Source organism: Stenotrophomonas sp. Steno-C15, assembly GCF_056393265.1.
In genome coordinates, this window is sequence record NZ_JBWJPF010000041.1 from 1 (window position 1) to 16,725 (window position 16,725).

The following is a 16,725-nucleotide window of genomic DNA, read 5'->3' on the forward strand; positions in this document are numbered from 1 at the left end:
CCCCCGCTACCCCAACATCAGAACGCCGGCAGCACGGCACCCTTGTACTTGGTCTCGATGAACGTCTTCACCTGTGCGCTGGTGAGCGCCTTGGCCAGCTTCTGCACGCGCGCATCATCCTTGTTGTCGGGCCGGGCCACCAGGAAGTTCACGTACGGCGAGTCCTTGCTTTCGATCGCCAGCGCATCCCGGGTCGGGTTCAGACCCGCATCCAATGCATAGTTGGTGTTGATCAGGGCCAGGTCCACCTGATCCAGTACGCGGGGCAGCATCGCCGAATCCAGCTCGCGGAACTTCAGCTGCTTCGGATTGGAGACGATGTCGCGCTGGGTTGCCAGCGCATTGGTCGGATCCTTCAGCTCGATCACGCCGGCCTTGTGCAGCAGGATCAGCGCCCGGCTGTTGTTGCTCGGATCGTTCGGGATGACCACATCCGCGCCTTCGCGCAGTTCGGCCAGCGACTTGATCTTGCGCGAGTATGCGCCGAACGGCTCGATGTGCACGCCGATCACCGTCACCAGATCGGTCTTGCGGTCGCGGTTGTAGGCGTCCAGGTACGGCTCGGTCTGGAAGTAGTTCACGTCCACCTGCTTCTGCACCAGCTGGTCGTTGGGCTGCACGTAGTCGTTGAACACGCGCACGTCCAGTTCCACGCCTTCCTGTTTGAGGATCGGCTTGACCACCTCGAGGATTTCGGCGTGCGGCACGGCCGTGGCGGCCACCACCAGCTTCTGCGAAGGCTCGCCGGACTTGCCGCAGGCGGTCAGGGCCAGCGCAGCGGCGAGCAGGGGCAGCAACAGGGTCTTCTTCATGGGCGGAATGATTCTCGGGGGGAGGTCAGGATCTATCGTAGTTGCTCAGGGCCAGCTCGAGCAGCGCCTTGGCCTGCTCGCGCAGCATCGTCGGTTCGACAATCTCGGCATCCGAGCCGTAATGCAGCACATCCATCAGCAGTTCGCGTGACACGCTGTAAGGCACTTTCAGTTCATAGCGGCCGTCGGCCAGGAAACGGCCCTGCTGCTTGGAATGCCAGTGCTCATCGGCGACCCAGCGCGCAGCCTTGGCGCTGAACAGGATGGTGGCCCAGCCCTTCGGCGCACCGGAGAAAATGCCGTAGCTGGCACCCAGCTGCTCGTCCAGTTCGCTGTCGGCCACGTCACGGGCCGTGTGGTCGATCACCCGCGCCTTGTGGATCCGGTCCACCGCGAAGCTGCGGAGGGCCTCGCGGTCGTGGTCCCACGCATCGAGGTACCAGTTGTCGCGGTAGTGGGTCAGGCGCTGCGGCGAAACAGTGCGCTTGGTCGGTTCGTCGGTGGAACGGGCGCGGTACTCGAAGCCCAGCTGGCGCCGCTCGAGCACGGCCGAAGCCACGCTGCGGAAGCTGCCTTCGTCGAATTTGCGGCCGCGATGCGGAATGACCCGCACCCGGTCCACCGGCCAGCTGGAGACCCCCGCCTGCGCGGCCAGCAGGCTTTCGATGCGCTGCTGCAGCGGTGCCAGCACCGAAGACAGCACGCCCCCGCCGGTACGGGCCAGCAGGTGCTGCGATGCCAGCAGGGCATGCAGCTCCTCCGAGCTGAGCCAGAGGCCGGGCAGTTCGAAGCGGTCGCTTTCGTCGGCGTGATAGCGGAAGCCGGCCTCGCCATCGCCCTCGATCGGCGCCATCAGCGCGTCGCGCAGGAACGCCAGGTCGCGGTAGACGGTGGCACGGGAACAACCGAGCTTGTCCTGCAGGGTCGCCACCGTCACCGGATAGCGCGCGGACTTGAGCAGACGATGCAGGGCGGTGATGCGTTCGTATCGGTCCATGCCCCCGATTATGTCCGAGTCGCGGGTCTTGTGTGGGGGGTTTGGGCTATCGTGGGCGCCCCGCCCTCTGCGAAAGCCCTCCCATGCGCCGGTTGCCCGCCCTGCCCCTGCTGGCCTGCCTGCTGCTGGCTGCCTGTGGTCGCCCCCCAGCGCCGTCCGGCGGCGACGCGGTCGTTCCGCAGGCCGACCCGGCGCAGGCGGTACTGGCCGCCAGCCAACGGTTCGCCGCCCTGCGCAGCTTCCACGCGGAACTGGAAGTGCTGGGTACGCCACAGCCGGTCCGCAGTGCGATGGACTTCGTGGCCCCGGACCGATTCCGGGTACAGACGGCGGCCGGTGCACAGACCATCATCGGTGACACGATGTTCCTGCAGGCCGACGGGGCCATCCGCCAGGTGCCGACACCGCCCGGTCTGCTCGAGCAATGGCGGACACCGCTGCCGGCCGACGTCGCGCCCGCGGCGCTGCAGGCCGAGGATCTGGGCAGCCAGACGCTGGACGGGGTCCAGACCCGCCGCTACCGGCTGCGTGGCGCCGGCCCCGGCGGCCGCCTGGAGTACTGGGTGGATGGGCAGGGCCTGCCACGCCAGATCGTGCGCAGCGGCAGCAGCAACGGCAAGGTGTTCCAGCTGCGCCTGCGCTATTCGCGCTTCAACGACCCCTCCCTCCGCATCGAGCTGCCCTGAATGGGGAGCGGTGACAACGCCTGCTGAAGCGGCCAGCGCCATGGGGCGGACGGCCATCACGCTTCCAGTATCATCACGGGTTGTTAACCGCTTCGGAGAAGCCTCGATGTCCCTGCGCGTGTCCCTGCTGATTCCCCTGCTGCTCTGCGCCCCGCTGGCGTACGCGCAGGATGCATCCGAACTGGCGGCGATGTCCTCGCCCTGGAGCGGCAGCGGCGGCGAGCTCGGCTTCGCCTCGGCACGCGGCAACAGCAGCACCGAGAGCTTCAACGGCCGCCTGCGCCTGCGCTACACCGACGGTGACTGGGTGCACAGCATGGACCTGTTCGGCCTGCGTTCCAGCTCCAAGGTGACCGAGACCAACGACGACGGCACCACCACCCGCCGCAACAACACCACCGCCAACCGCTACACCGGCAGCGCCGGCAGCGCGCTGCAGCTGGGCGAGCACCGCCAGCTGACCGCCACGGTGCGTACCGAGCGCGATGACTTCGCCACCTACGACCGCCAGAGCTCGTTCGGTCTGGGTTACGGCACCCGCCTGTGGAGTACCGAGCGCTTCTATTTCGATGCCCAGGTCGGCCCCGGTGTGCGCCGCACCCACAGCACCGAGGATGATCGCACCCGTACCGGGCTGATCGGTCGTGGCCTGTTCGACATGAAGTACTCGCTTACCGAGAACACCGATCTGGTCAACACGCTGCTGGTCGAATCGGGGTCGTACAACACCTTCGGCCAGAACGATTTCGGCCTGTCGGTGAGCATGAATGAACACCTGGCCTTGAAGGCCGGCTGGCAGGCCCGCTACAACAGCGACGTCGCGGTGGACAAGCGCAAGACCGATACGCTGACCACCATGAACGTGGTCTACAAGTTCAAATAAGCGAAACGGGCGCCTGGCGCCCGTTCTCTTTTCTGTTCCGCAGCGCCTGGCCGAGGAAATCGGCCGGGTCAGGCGTTCAGCAGCTCACCCGCCCCGCCATCGAGCAGCCTCTGCGCCACGCGCTGGCCCAGCGCGTCCGGGTCGCTGGCCGGGCCCACGCCTTCGGCGCGCACCGCACGGCCATCGCTGGCGCTGCCGACCAGCCCCTGCAGGTGCAGGTCCTGCCCCTGCCACTGCGCGATCGCCGCCACCGGCACATGGCAGCTGCCATGCAGCGCGCGGTTCATTGCCCGCTCCGCTTCCACGCAGGCGCGTGTCGCGGCGTCATCGAGCGCAGCGAACAGGGCCATCAGCGGCGCATTGCTGCCATCGCACTCCACGGCCACCGCGCCCTGCGCCGGCGCCGGCAGCCAGTGCGGCGGCTGCAGGCGCAGCACGATCCGATCGCCCAGTCCCAGGCGCTCCAGCCCGGCGACGGCCAGCACGATGGCGTCGTAGCCCCCGTTGTCGAGCTTGGCCAGGCGCGTATTGACGTTGCCACGCAGGTCCAGCAGTTCCAGGTCCGGGCGCAGCGCACGCAGCTGGGCCTGGCGGCGCAGCGAGGACGTGCCGACGCGCGCGCCGATGGGCAACGCATCAAGCGAGGCATAGAGGTTGGAGACGAAGCCGTCGGCCGGGTCATGACGGGGCAGCATGGCCGGCAGCACGAACGGCGCATCCAGTTCCATCGGCACATCCTTCAGCGAATGCACGGCGCAGTCGGCGTCGCCGCGCAGGATGGCCAGCTCCAGTTCCTTCAGGAACAGGCCCTTGCCACCGATGGCGGCCAGCGAGCGGTCGAGCACTTCATCGCCGCGCGTGCTCATCGGGACCAGCTCCACGTGCAGGCCGGGATGGGCCTGGCGGAGGCGGTCGGCGACGTGTTCGCTCTGCCAGAGGGCGAGCGGGCTCTTGCGGGTGGCGATGCGGACGGTTTCCATCCGGTCATTATCGCGCCTTCGGCGCGGATACGGCCAACGGCGGAGCCCCTCGTGGCTGGTGCGGACTACTGGATCATTGCGCTTGGCCGGGCGGGATGGGCTGCGCAGGGGCCGCTGCAAGTACGTCCATGTAAGCTCGGTCGCCGCATCCATGCGGCTCACGCCCCTGCGCAACCCACCCCGCCCGGCCTCTGACAGTTTCCGTGTGCGCCAGCCACGGAAGATCAAAAGAAAGAAGCAGAAGCAACAGCCGGCGGCTCCTGGGGTCAGATTGCTTTTCCGCAGGAAAAGGAATCTGACCCCTCTCTCCCATCCGATATCACCAACGCTTTTGCCGTCCGTCACCGGGAAATTCGCGAGGGTGAGTCGGGATGGGCGGGCGGGACCGTTGGCGCCATGGATGGCGCCATCGAGCCCCCATGGATGGGTTTACGGCGTGTCTCGCCCGCCCATCCCGACTCACCCAACACGCAACAACTCAGAGCCGAACACAACCTGCAGTTGCTGTTGCTGTTGCTGTTGCTGTTGCTCTTGCTTCAGACGTTGCCCGCAAGCAGTCGCGGCCGCAGGCCGCGCCGGACACTCACAGATGCCGCAGTTCCTGCTTCAGCGTCGCCACACAGCGGCGGCTGACCTCCAGCGGCTGCTTGCCATGCCGGAGCACCGCCTGCACCTGCCCGCCCACGCCACGACGCAGTTCCACCAGTTCGTGCCGCGCCACCAGACAGTTGCGGTGGATGCGCACGAAGCGGCTGGCGAATTCCTCCTCCAGCGACTTCAGCGACTCCTCGATCAGGTCCTCACCACGCGCGTGGTGCACCACCACGTACTTTTCCTCGGCCTGCAGGTAATGGATGTCATCCAGTGGAATCAGCCGCAGGCTGCCCCGCAGCCGGGCGCACAGCATGCTGCGTGCCTGTTGCCCCGCGTCGTGCTGTGGCTGCCCCCCGCGCCCGGCCAGAAAGGTCCGCGCGCGCGCGATGGCCGCTGCCAGCCGCTCGGCACGCACCGGCTTCATCAGGTAGTCGATGGCCGCCGCTTCGAATGCCGACAAGGCATGCGCGTCGTAGGCCGTACAGAACACCACCGCCGGGCGTGGCTCGAAGCTGGCCAGGTGACGGGCCGCTTCCAGCCCATCCAGTCCGGGCATCGCGATGTCCAGCAGCACCAGGTCCGGCTGCAGTTCCGCGCAGGCGTGCAGGGCCTGCTCGCCGTTACCGGCCTCGGCCACCACGTCCACCCCCTCCTGCGCGGCCAGCAGGCTGCGCAGGCGCTCGCGCGCCAGCGGTTCGTCATCGGCGATGACTACCCTCACGATCGTTCCCTCACTGGATCGGCACCGTCACCTGGCAGGCATAGTAGCCCTCGCTCCAGCCGGCCGTCATCCGTGCGGCACTGCCGAAGCGCCACGCCAGGCGATGACCGATGCTGTGCTGGGCATGCCCGGCGCCGCGTGCCAGGGCCAACCCCGGCGTCTGTGGATCGGGAGCGGGATTGCGTACGCGGATGTGCAGCTCGTTGCCTTCGCGCGCCACGTGCAGCTCGACGGTGCCACCTTCCGGCAACCGCGAAATGCCATGCAGCACCGCGTTTTCCACCAGGGGCTGCAACACCAGCCGCGGCAGCGGCTGCTCCCACGGCAGCGGCTCGTCACGCTGCCAATGCACCTGCAGGCGCTCTCCCAGGCGCAGCGACTCGATCGACAGGTAACGCTCGGCCAGCTCGCATTCGGCCTGCAGGGTGGAATCTCCATCGCCTGCCCCCAGCGCCGCACGGAACAGATCGGACAGGTCCAGCACGGCGCGTTCGGCCACCGCCGGATCACGATGCAGCAGACTGGCGATCAGATTCATGCTGTTGAACAGGAAATGCGGACGGATCCGGGCCTGCAGTGCATCGGCCTGTGCACGTGCGTTGGCCTGCACCTGCGCGGCCCAGCGGTCGCTCACGTAGAAGTAGCGCAGGGCCAGCGCGCTGATCAGTGCGCTGGTGGCCGCACTGCCAAGGGTGAAGCGCCAGAAGCTGATGCCACGGGCGAAGCTGTCGCCCAGCACTGCATACAGCGCGTGGATGATGCCCGCGCAGACCACGGCGATCAGCGCCGCCAGTGCGATCGCCGCAGCGGCGCCCAGCAGCGGTGGCAGCCTCGACAGCGCCTGCCGCAGCATGCACAGGCTGGCGGTCACCGCCAGCGCCAGCCAGAGTGCGAAACCGCTGGCCGAAAGCAGCTCGCCCACCGTCCAGTGACGGCTGCCATCGGGGGCCAGGGCCAGCAGCACCACCACCAGCTCGGCCAGGCCGAGCATCGCCGCCAGCCGCCGCAGGCGGCACAGTTCCGGCATCCAGGGAGGCGTGCTGGCCGGTGACATGGGTCAGGCGACGCCCAGGCGTTCCTGCAGCCAGTCACCCAGGGCATCGATCTCCTCGGCACAGACCTGGTGCGCCATCGGGTAGCTGTGCCACTGCACCTGCAGGCCCAACGCGCGCAGCGCCTGCGCGCTGTGTGCGGCTACCGCCTGCGGAATGACCGGGTCGCCGCTGCCGTGGGCCATGAACACCGGCACGTCCACTGCGGTAGCCACGCGCTCGGCGCTGTCCGCGTCGGGCAGGTAGGTGGACAGCGCGATCAGCCCGGCCAGCGGCGCCGTGCGCGACAGCGCGGCGGTAAGAATGATCGCGCCCCCCTGCGAGAAGCCGGCCAGGAAGATCTGCTCCGGCGTGATGCCCCGCTCGATCTCGCGGGCGATCAGGGCCTCTACCTGGGCCACCGATTCGCGCACGCCGGCCATGTCGGCGCGGGAACGGAAATCCATGCCGACGATGTCGTACCAGCCGCGCATCGGCACGCCGTTGTTGATCGTGATCGGCCGCACCGGGGCGTGCGGGAACACGAAGCGCAGCGCCGGCCAGTGCGGACGCACCAGCTCCGGAACGATCGGGGCGAAGTCATGGCCATCGGCGCCGAGGCCGTGCAGCCAGATCACCGACCACTGCGGCGAGGCGCCGGTTTCCTGTTCCACCGTTTGCAGCATGTTGCGGCTCCTTCAGATGCGAGCCGCATTATGCCGCCGGTGTGGGGCGATCAGTACAGCGGTGGCTGTTCGGCCGCTTCCCGGCGCAGCTGCGCGGCGCGTACCAGCACCGGCGGCGGAATGTTCTCCTCGGGGATGTCGAGCAGGCCCAGCCGGTGCAGGAACGCACCGGGACCGCGCGACGAGGTCAGTGCGACCACCGGGATGGCCAGCACCATGCCGATCACCACCGGCGCCATCCATGCCGCCAGCGACGGCGAGACCAGCCAGGCCAGCACGCCCATGAAGGCGCCGAACAGGCCCAGGCCGCCGTAACCGCGCACCAGCGCCATCCAGGAAATGCCACCGTCGTCGCGCTGCTGGGCGTCCCACCCCGAGTCGCGTCCGGACAGCACTTCGGCCACGCCGCGGGACTGCACATACATGACCACCGGCGCCATCAGTGCCGCCAGCACGGTCTCCACCAGCATCGACACGAAGGCACGGAACGCACCGCCGCAGCCACGACGATCCACCGGGTCCAGCAGCATCGCCAGGTAGCCCAGCACCTTGGGCATCAGCAGTACCGCCATGGTGGCGGCGAACAGGCGCACCACCTGCTGCTCGTCCTGCGCGCGCCAGTACACGCCGGGCGCCAAGTGCAGAACGGCATTGAAGTCGATGCCTTCCTGGAACAGCGGGATGGCGATGCCGATCAGCATCAGCATCGCCCACATGGGCGCAGTGAAGTAGTGGCCGATGCCGATCAGCATGTGCATGCGGCTGATCCAGTGCAGGCCCCGGCTCCCGACCACCTTGCCGTGCTGCAGGTTGCCCTGGCACCAGCGGCGGTCGCGCACCAGCAGGTCGGTCAGGGTCGGCGGGCCTTCCTCATAGCTGCCCCCCAGGTACGGCACCATGTGCGCGGCCCAGCCGCCACGCCGCATCAGCGCGGCTTCGACGAAGTCGTGGCTGAGCACGTGGCCGCCGAACGGCTTGCGCCCAGGCAGCGATGGCAGGCCGGCATGGTCGGCGAAGGCACGGGTGCGGATGATGGCGTTGTGGCCCCAGTAGTTGCTTTCAGCGCCGTGCCACCAGGCCACGCCCCGGGCGATCACCGGCCCGTAGACGCGGCCACCGAACTGCTGCATGCGGGCGAACAGGGTGCGTCCGCCGATCACCGACGGCAGGGTCTGGATCAGGCCGACGTCAGCGTTGTGTTCCATGCCGGCCACCAGGCGCACGATGCTGTCGCCGGTCATCAGGCTGTCGGCGTCCAGGATCAGCATCTGCGGGTAGGCCCCGCCGAAGCGGCGCACCCAGTCGGCGATGTTGCCCGCCTTGCGGCCGCTGTTGTCGCCACGACGGCGGTAGAACAGCCGCACGCGGCCGTCGGGCACCTGCTCGCGGAGCTCGGCGAAGACCTGCTCTTCGGCCCGCGCGATATCGTCACGGCGGGTGTCACTGAGCACGAAGAAGTCGAAACGCTCCAGCTGGCCGGTGGCCGCCACCGATTCGTAGATCGCACGCAGGCCGGCCAGCAGCCGGCGCGGATCCTCGTTGTAGGTCGGCATCAGCAGCGCCGTGCGGCTGTGCACGGTGGGCAGCGGCTTGTCCGGATCAATGCCCAGGCGATAGCCACGGTCGAACACGGCGGTGAGGAAGCCTGCCACCGCGCTGGCGAACGACAGCGCGATCCAGGCGAACAGGCCCACGAACAGCACCAGCAGGCAGGCTTCGAGCACGCTGATGCCGTTGACCGACAACACCCGCCACATCATCCGGGTGGCCGCTGCGGTCATCACCAGCGTGCCGCCCAGGATGTACAGCCGACGCAGGCCGATCAGGCGTGGCGAGGTGCGGTGCCGGCGCACCCTGAGCTGCCCTTCGCGCAGGGTCTGCTCGGGCATCGGCAAGGGCACTTCGGCGGGCAGCAGCGCCCAGCCGGCGTCAGGCCCGGGCGATTCCGCCTCCGCATGGATGGTCTGCACCCCCATCGGCGCCTACTCCGCGCAGTCGGCATGGCCGGCCGTCCGGGCCAGGCTGCATGCACGAAGGTTCCCGGCGCGCCTTCCCGGCGCCCGCACTTGTCCTGGCTGCGTCGGCCTGAGGCCGCGCAGTCGCTGTCTGTCACTACCGGAACCCACACGATCTCCAACGGGGCGGAATCGAAAATGCGGCCCAGTCTAGGCCGCTACATGTAAGCCGGGTGCGAAGGCCTACGCCGGGATTTCTCCCCATTCAGCAAACAGCAGGCGAGGCTGCCGGCGCGGTGCCGACGGCCTGGCACATCGACCGCAATTGGATCGAGCAAAACGGGTGGCGGCACATCCCTCGGCGATCGCGCTGGCGACGAGGCCAACGCGATCGATCGTACTTCAGCAGCGCGCGTTACTCGTCCTGCAGGACGACGCCGGCCGCGTCCTGCAGGGCAGCGGTGCGCGCACGGTCCATCGCCACCGCCAGTTGCTGGCGGGCGAGCAGTTGTTGGGCCTGCACCACTTCGGGTGTGGGCAGAAGCACCGGTCCCGGTGCGTTTTCCGGTGTAGCGGGTGTGGTCATGCAACCTCCGTGGACATCCCCGCTGCCGCGCGGGTCCAACCGGGCGGCAGCGGAACTGCGCACCCTATCCTAAAAACAAGGCGGATGGGTGACGTGCAAGCCGGTGAGGCCTGCGCCTGCAAAGGGCATGCGTCACGTTCCAGGCACGCAGCGCTGGATCCTGAATAGGCATTTCCGGTAGCATGAAAACGTTTTCTCACAGGGAAGTTCCTCCCATGAATACCGTCGACCTCACCCACTTCAGCCCCAAGTGGCAGTTCCGCTTCAACTTCTACCGCCAGCACGGCGCGCCCAAGGAGCCCGGCTTCAAGCAGGCATGGCGGGCCCTGTCCTTCGGTGACCGCCTGAAGATCAACCTGAACATCTTTGCCCTGTTCTTCGGCCCCATCTACCTGCTGATCCTGGGCATGTGGCGCAAGGCGCTGGTGGTGGTCGGCATCGCCATCGCCCTGGCGGCCATCACGATGTTCCTGCCCGACATCGTCGGCCGCGCGGTGTTCATCGCCTTCAATGTCCTGGTCGCCTCCAGCACCAACTACAGCTATTACCTGGAAAAGGTGGAAGGCCGGACCGGCTGGAACCCGTTTGAAGGAATGTTCTGAGCCACTCAGACCTGCGCACGGACGCGCGGCAAGGATGCAACCGACGCCCGGCCCCCGCCGGGCGTCTTCGTTTCCGGCGTCAGGCCGCGCGCAGCGTGGCCGTCGTGCCCGTGGCCGACTGCAGCCGGAAGCGGGACACCGCCACCGCAAGCTGCTCGGCCTGCTCTTCCATCGCGCGCGCGGCAGCACTGGCCTCTTCCACCAGCGCCGCATTCTGCTGGGTGGTTTCATCCATCTGCACCACGGTCTGGTTGACCTGCTCGATGCCGGCCGACTGCTCGCGCGAGGCGGCCGAGATCTCGGCCATGATCTCGTTGACCCGCCCGACCTGGCCGACGATCTCCTGCATGGTGTTGCCTGCGCGGTGCACCAGCTGCGCACCGCTGCCGACCTGGGCCACCGATGCGTCGATCAGTCCCTTGATTTCCTTCGCCGCTGCGGCCGAGCGCTGGGCCAGCGCACGCACTTCGCTGGCCACCACGGCGAAGCCGCGTCCCTGCTCGCCCGCACGCGCGGCCTCAACGGCGGCGTTAAGGGCCAGGATGTTGGTCTGGAAGGCGATGCCGTCGATCACCGAGATGATCTCGGCGATGCGCTGCGATGAGGTTTCGATCTGCTGCATGGTCTGTACCACCTGGCCGACCACCTTTCCGCCTTCGCTGGCCACGTCCGCCGCCGATGCGGCCAACGTGTTCGCCTGCAGGGCATGATCGGCATTCTGGCGCACGGTGGAGGTCAACTCCTCCATCGACGCTGCCGTTTCTTCCAGGTTGGCCGCCTGCAGTTCGGTGCGACGCGACAGATCGCTGTTGCCCGCGGCGATCTCACCGGCCGCCAGGCGGATGCTCGCCGCCGACTGCTGGATCTGGCCGACGATATGGGTCAGCTGTTGCGCGGTGCTGTTGGCATCGTCGCGCATCACCGCGAACACGCCGTGGAAGTCGCCCTGCATGCGTGCACTGAGGTCGCCGGCGGCGATGGCGCGCAGCAGCGTGGAAAGCGCCGCGAGGTTGTGGTCGCTGGCCTGCATCATCGCGTTCAGCGTGGTCACCATGCGGCGGAAATCGTGCTCGAACCGCTCACTGTCACCACGCACGGCAAAGTCGCCGGCGGCAGCAGCGGCGGCCAGCTGCTGGATCTGCTCGTTGATCGCCGCCAGGTTGCTCTTGGTGGTGGCCATGGCGGCGGTGAACACCGCCTTCTCGCCCGGCAGCGGCTCCATGTCCACGCTCAGATCGCCCACCGCGTAGCGCTGCATCACGTCCACCAGCTGCTGGGTGACCGCATTGCTGGACGCCACCAGCTGATTGCTGTCGGCCACCATGCGACCGTACTCCCCCGGGAAGGCCGCCGCGTCCATCCGGTAACTGAGCTCGCCCGCATCATGGCGGCGTGCCATCTCCGCCTGCGCCGCCATCACAGCCTGCAGCTGTCCCCGCATGCCCTGCATCGCCTCGAGCAGGCGCCCGACCTCATCGTTGCCGCGCGCCGGCAGCGCGGTGTCCAGCTTGCCCGCCGCCACGTCACCTGCAATGCGTACCGCCTGCGCCAGCGGCCGGATCGCCAGGTGACGCAGCAGCAGGTAGACACCGGCGCTCAATGTCAGCGCGGCCAGCACGCCGACCAGCAGCGTCAGCCACAGCAGCTGGCGAGCCTCGGCCACGATCACGGCATGCGGCACCACCACACCCAGCGCGAAGCGCTGCGGGGCATCGCCAACCCGCAGTGGCACGTACAGGCGCACATTGCCGGCGGCATCCGGCTCGAACGCTTCGACGGTCCTGTCGGCCGCGATTCCGGCCAGCATGTCGCGGGTGAAGGCATCGGTGCGCGGCTTGCCGATCTCGGCGGCGTCGGCCGAAGCCAGGACTACGCCCTTGGGCGAAAGCAGTTCAACGCGGCCTGCTCCCATCGGCGCAAGCGTCGCCAGATGCTTCTGCAGCGCCGCCAGCGAGAAATCGACGGTGAACACGCCGAGGAACGTGCCGTTCTCCACGATGGGCGTGCTCAGGGTGCTCATCAGCACCTTCTGGCCGGCGATCTCATAGGCATAGGGCTCGCTCACCTTGGGCAGCTTGTCGCGGCTCGGCCCCATGTACCAGTCACCGGACCCGCTGGCGGTGTCGGTGTAGTCGGTCATCACCGACTGCTGCGGCTTGCCGTCCTGCCAGGCCCAGTAGCTCATGTAGCGACCGGTGGCGTCATGTGCCTCGCTGTTGACGAACTCCGCGTCCTTGCCATCGAAGGCATCGGCCTCCCACATGGTGCTCTTGCCCAGCCACTCCGGGTGCGCGCGCAGCTGTTCGCCGAGCACGGCCGCCAGGCTGGCACGATCAGGCTGGTCGCCCCGCGCGCGCTGGGCCAGGACGGCCTCGACCATGGCATCGTTGCTGGCGAAGGCGGTGCCCAGATCGGCCGCGACCTGGCGTGCTTCGGCCTGCGCCTCGCTGGCCATGGTCTGCCGCGATGCGTTGATCAGGCTGGCACTGGCCTGGCGGTAGATCAGAAAGGCGGTCAGGCCGAAGCACAACAGCGCTATGGCAGCGGTGCCCAGCATCAGCTTGTGGGCGATGCTGCCCGGACGACGGGCAGCGGCGGAGCGGGAAGACGGCATGGGAGGGTCCGCAAGGCAGGTCAGGACATCCGGCACCGCGTTGGCGCCGCGCTGGTGCGCGATCCCTCGCGCGGCGACCTGTCTGAGCCGGGCGATGCCCGGCACCGCAAGGGCGCACCGGGTTAGCGGCCGTTCCGCGGCGGGGTTGAGCCGTTGCCCTGCGTCAAGCTGAATGCACTCAGTTTGGGATGGCTCATACGTGCGGCGAACCTACTCGACCACCCGGTCCTTCAACCACTGCGTGCGTGGCAGCACTTCGATGCTGCCTGCCGCGTACTGCTGCAGTACATCGTCCGGACCGTAGCGCGGCTGCCAGCCCAGCACCGCAACCGCACGGCTGCCGTCGTACACGCGGTCGATGCTCAGCGGCAGTGGCCAGCCGCGGCGCTCGAACTCGGCCAGCAGCTGCGGTGCGCGCCGCGCCAGCACCCGGCGTGGCTGGGTGGCCAGTTCCAGGCAGTCCTCGCGCCGGAAGGGGGTCGGCGCGCAGGCGATGTAGCGCTGGAACGGTGCGCCCCCGTTGTGCAGCAGCGCGGCATGCGCGCTGGCCACATCGCGTGCATCCAGGCCCCGGTGCAGGCGGAACATCGCCATGCGCTCGGGAGGCTCGGGGAAGCAGCGGCCCATGCGCAGCACGCGCACGGCGAACGCCTCCGATGCCGCGGCTTCGGCCAGCGCCTCGGCCTGCAGCTTGGTGCGGTGGTAGATGGTCCTCGGCAGGGGTTCAGTGTCTTCGTCGATCCAGCGGCAACCGCCTGCCACCACGGCATGGCCATACAGGGCGGTGGTGCTGGTCAACACGAAGCGTCCGACGCCGGCGTCACGCGCCAGCCGCAGCAGCTGCGCGGTCGCCTCCACGTTGATCTGCTGGAACACCGTGTCCGGCACCAGCCCGACATGCGGTGCATGCAGCGCAGCGGTGTGGATCACCGCATCCACGCCGCGCACGGCACGCTCCAGTGCCTTCGTGTTGGTGACATCGGCAATGATGCGTGTGGTGGCGAACGGGCTGCGATCCAGCCCGATGACTTCATGGGTGGCCGCCAACGCGCCGAAGATCGCGCGCCCGATCCGCCCGGAACTTCCGGTCAACAGAATCTTCATTGAGTCCATTCACTCAACAGCGCCCGGGAGCTACCGGGATGAACCGATTCTAGGCGTGGCCTGTGTCCAGGGCGATAGCGGCGCTGCGCAAGTGCAGCGTCAACGACAGGCAGGCAGAACGTGAAGACCACGCGCCATCTGCGGACGTACCGTTAGCCTGCCGTCGGCAAGCATGAGGCTCCGCCACGCCGAGAGAGATCCCCTATGGCCAGCAGCAACCGCGGGTTCGCGTCGATGGACCAGCGCATGCAGCGCGCGATCGCCGCCAAGGGTGGGCGCGCCGCCCATGCCTCCGGCAACGCCCATGAGTTCAGTTCCGCCGAGGCGCGCATTGCCGGCCGCAAGGGAGGCGAAGCCATCAGCCGCGATCGCCAGCACATGGCCGCGATCGGTCGCGAAGGCGGCCATGCACGCCACGCCCGCGCACAGCAGCAGCGCCAGCAATCCGACCACGGTCCACGGGATCGCGACGAACCGGGTCAGCAGGACTGAGCAACGCGCCTCAGCTGTGGCTGAGCAGGTTCAGCAGGCGCCCGAACGGGTCCCTGACGAAGAACCGACGCACGCCCCATGGCTCCTCGACAGGACCATAAACGACATCAATGCCGGCGCTGCGGATCCGTTGCAGGACGTCATCCAGATCGTCCACCTCGATCGAGAGGTCCGGTACCGGCGTTCCCGACCCGCCCTCTCTGGCGAAGCTGAGCTGCGCAGGCGCAGTGTGCTGCCCGGCGTAGGTGACGATCCAGCCAATGTCCATCACCACCGGCATGCCGAGGATGCTGCCGTAGAACGCGGCGGCGCGCGTCGGATCGGGTGTGGCGATGTTGGCGACGATGCGTCTGACAGCCATGGCGTTCCTGTTCAATGAGGGGCGAAAACGAAAACTGTGCGGCGGCCAGCACGCCGTCAATCTCCAGGGGTGCCTGTACAGACGGATGCGGCAGGGCGCGAAAAGTGCGGCTTCCGTCACGAAACATTAACGCGTTAACAAAATTCCCGTCACATCGCTGGGGGTGAAACGCATTCAGGACAGTTAGCGGCTGGGTAGACCGTCAATCAAGGAAGTTTGCCTGATGAATCACCCGCTGCATGGCCGTTCGTCCCGCTCCCGTTCCCCCTTGCAACGCCCGCTGGCACTCGCGGTGGCCAGCTCCCTGCTACTGGCAGCCGCCCTGCCGGCGATGGCCTCCGATTCACTCGATGCCTGGCAGCAGCAGCGCCAGCTGCAGGCGGCGTGGGCCCAGCCGGGCCATGCACAGACGGACGCAACCGTTGGTGCTTCGGCGCAGGCCACGTCCACCCCGGTCCTGGGCAACGCGGGCGACGCCGCCAGTTGGCACAGCGACGAGTTCAATGCCGACTGGGGCCTGGCCGCGATGGGGGCCGACCATGCCTATGCCCGCGGCCTGACCGGCCAGGGTGTACGCCTGGCGCTGTTCGATTCCGGCTCGGCGCTGGCCCACCCGGAATTCGCCGGCCGCAACACCACCAGCATCACCATCGGCCCGGACTGCGCGACGGCGGGGATCGTCGCCGGCGAAGGGGCCTGCGCGCAGACCCGCGGCGAACAACCCGGCTACAACTATTACGGCCTCGGTGTCGGGGTGCCGGCGGCGCTCGCCGGTCGCCTGATCGCGGCCGGCCTGCCCTACGGCTTCAGCTACGCCGATCATGGCACCCACGTGCTGGGCACCATCGGCGCCAACCGCGACGGCACCGGCATGCATGGCGTGGCCTTCGGTGCCGACCTGACGGCAGCGCGCGTGTTCGGTGACACCTACTATGAGTGGCGCCTGGATCCGGATGGCTTCTATCGCCCGCGCGCGGTGTACCGCACCGACCCGGACGACGACGCCGTACTGGACATGTATGCGCAGATCCAGGCGCAGGGCGTGCGCGCCATCAACCACAGCTGGGGCATCTCGACCCGCAACATGAGTGCCGCGGCGCTCGACCGCCAGTACGCCGCGATTGGCGCGGATTACGACGTCTACGGCAGCATCTATGCAGGCAGTGACGCTGCCCCGGGGTCGACCCTGATCCAGGTGTGGTCGGCCGGCAACGGCAGCGGGGCCGTCGCGGGCATCACTGCGGCCCTGCCCCGCTGGAAGCCGGAGATCGAACCCTACTGGCTCGCCGTGGCCAACGTGCGCCAGCCGGTCGCCGACGATGGCGAAACCGACTATGTGCTCGACGACAGCTCCAGCATCTGCGGTGCCGCCGCCAACTGGTGCATCTCCGCCCCGGGCACCGACATCGCCAGCACCATCGTCTCCGGTGAGATCCAGGGACGCATCGAGGAAACCAGCGAGTACCTGCGGCTGATCATCGACAGCGAGAACACCGAGTACACCTACGGCCTGAAGACGGGCACCTCGATGGCGGCGCCGCACATCACCGGCGCCCTCGGGCTGCTGTTTGAGCGCTTCCCCTACCTGGACAGCGCACAGGTCCGCGACGTGCTGCTGACG

16 protein-coding genes are annotated in these 16,725 nt (G+C 68.1%); 5 read left to right on the forward strand and 11 right to left on the reverse strand.

Features of this window, described 5'->3' with window-relative positions; genetic code table 11:
• Window positions 1–17: 17 nt before the first annotated feature.
• Window positions 18–812 carry a MetQ/NlpA family ABC transporter substrate-binding protein gene (locus tag AC06FB_RS18390; protein WP_053520324.1) on the reverse strand — a complete coding sequence of 265 codons (795 nt, stop codon included), beginning with the start codon at window positions 810–812 and terminating at the stop codon, window positions 18–20.
• A gap of 25 nt (window positions 813–837) precedes the next feature.
• A complete protein-coding gene (locus tag AC06FB_RS18395) occupies window positions 838–1,809 on the reverse strand; it encodes a helix-turn-helix transcriptional regulator (RefSeq protein ID WP_053520325.1) in 972 nt (323 codons plus the stop codon).
• A gap of 83 nt (window positions 1,810–1,892) precedes the next feature.
• On the opposite strand from AC06FB_RS18395, the gene AC06FB_RS18400 reads away from it, so the two are divergent.
• Together AC06FB_RS18400 and AC06FB_RS18405 are read left to right on the forward strand one after the other, a co-directional pair.
• The gene (locus AC06FB_RS18400) at window positions 1,893–2,495 is read left to right on the forward strand and encodes a LolA family protein (protein WP_478053967.1); all 603 of its coding nucleotides are present in this window, start codon (window positions 1,893–1,895) and stop codon (window positions 2,493–2,495) included.
• A 106-nt stretch (window positions 2,496–2,601) separates the two neighbouring features.
• Window positions 2,602–3,378, forward strand: coding sequence for a DUF481 domain-containing protein (locus AC06FB_RS18405; protein WP_065175204.1), 777 nt, complete (start codon window positions 2,602–2,604; stop codon window positions 3,376–3,378).
• 68 nt (window positions 3,379–3,446) lie between these two features.
• Here AC06FB_RS18405 and hemC read toward each other — a convergent pair whose 3' ends face one another.
• From hemC to AC06FB_RS18435, 6 genes are all read right to left on the reverse strand, one after another.
• A complete protein-coding gene (gene hemC, locus AC06FB_RS18410; RefSeq protein ID WP_053520328.1) occupies window positions 3,447–4,358 on the reverse strand; it encodes a hydroxymethylbilane synthase in 912 nt (303 codons plus the stop codon).
• 583 nt (window positions 4,359–4,941) lie between these two features.
• Window positions 4,942–5,673: a LytR/AlgR family response regulator transcription factor gene (locus tag AC06FB_RS18415; protein WP_053517196.1), complete on the reverse strand. Its 732-nt coding sequence runs from the start codon at window positions 5,671–5,673 to the stop codon at window positions 4,942–4,944.
• A gap of 10 nt (window positions 5,674–5,683) precedes the next feature.
• Window positions 5,684–6,727, reverse strand: coding sequence for a sensor histidine kinase (locus AC06FB_RS18420; protein ID WP_065174485.1), 1,044 nt, complete (start codon window positions 6,725–6,727; stop codon window positions 5,684–5,686).
• Window positions 6,728–6,730: 3 nt separating this feature from the next.
• Complete coding sequence (locus AC06FB_RS18425) at window positions 6,731–7,390, reverse strand: alpha/beta hydrolase (RefSeq protein ID WP_065174484.1); 660 nt, start codon at window positions 7,388–7,390, stop codon at window positions 6,731–6,733.
• A gap of 50 nt (window positions 7,391–7,440) precedes the next feature.
• The gene (gene mdoH, locus AC06FB_RS18430; RefSeq protein WP_053517189.1) at window positions 7,441–9,366 is read right to left on the reverse strand and encodes a glucans biosynthesis glucosyltransferase MdoH; all 1,926 of its coding nucleotides are present in this window, start codon (window positions 9,364–9,366) and stop codon (window positions 7,441–7,443) included.
• A gap of 394 nt (window positions 9,367–9,760) precedes the next feature.
• Complete coding sequence (locus AC06FB_RS18435) at window positions 9,761–9,931, reverse strand: hypothetical protein (RefSeq protein WP_164972337.1); 171 nt, start codon at window positions 9,929–9,931, stop codon at window positions 9,761–9,763.
• Between the two features lie 215 nt (window positions 9,932–10,146).
• On the opposite strand from AC06FB_RS18435, the gene AC06FB_RS18440 reads away from it, so the two are divergent.
• Window positions 10,147–10,533: a DUF2628 domain-containing protein gene (locus tag AC06FB_RS18440; RefSeq protein WP_111186117.1), complete on the forward strand. Its 387-nt coding sequence runs from the start codon at window positions 10,147–10,149 to the stop codon at window positions 10,531–10,533.
• Between the two features lie 79 nt (window positions 10,534–10,612).
• On the opposite strand, the gene AC06FB_RS18445 is transcribed toward AC06FB_RS18440, so the two are convergent.
• Together AC06FB_RS18445 and AC06FB_RS18450 are read right to left on the reverse strand one after the other, a co-directional pair.
• Entirely contained in the window at window positions 10,613–13,147 is a 2,535-nt protein-coding gene (locus tag AC06FB_RS18445; RefSeq protein WP_478053968.1) for a methyl-accepting chemotaxis protein, read from the reverse strand.
• Window positions 13,148–13,357: 210 nt separating this feature from the next.
• Window positions 13,358–14,251, reverse strand: a complete 894-nt coding sequence (locus AC06FB_RS18450; RefSeq protein WP_053517184.1) for an NAD-dependent epimerase/dehydratase family protein — start codon at window positions 14,249–14,251, stop codon at window positions 13,358–13,360.
• A gap of 204 nt (window positions 14,252–14,455) precedes the next feature.
• Between AC06FB_RS18450 and AC06FB_RS18455 the strand changes: the two genes are divergently transcribed.
• Window positions 14,456–14,743: a KGG domain-containing protein gene (locus AC06FB_RS18455; RefSeq protein WP_478053969.1), complete on the forward strand. Its 288-nt coding sequence runs from the start codon at window positions 14,456–14,458 to the stop codon at window positions 14,741–14,743.
• A gap of 10 nt (window positions 14,744–14,753) precedes the next feature.
• On the opposite strand, the gene AC06FB_RS18460 is transcribed toward AC06FB_RS18455, so the two are convergent.
• Window positions 14,754–15,104 (reverse strand): VOC family protein, encoded by a 351-nt coding sequence (locus AC06FB_RS18460; protein WP_478053970.1) that lies wholly within the window; start codon window positions 15,102–15,104, stop codon window positions 14,754–14,756.
• Window positions 15,105–15,327: 223 nt separating this feature from the next.
• On the opposite strand from AC06FB_RS18460, the gene AC06FB_RS18465 reads away from it, so the two are divergent.
• Window positions 15,328–16,725 (forward strand): S8 family peptidase (locus AC06FB_RS18465; RefSeq protein ID WP_461290310.1); only part of this gene is annotated, 1,398 nt, incomplete at its 3' end.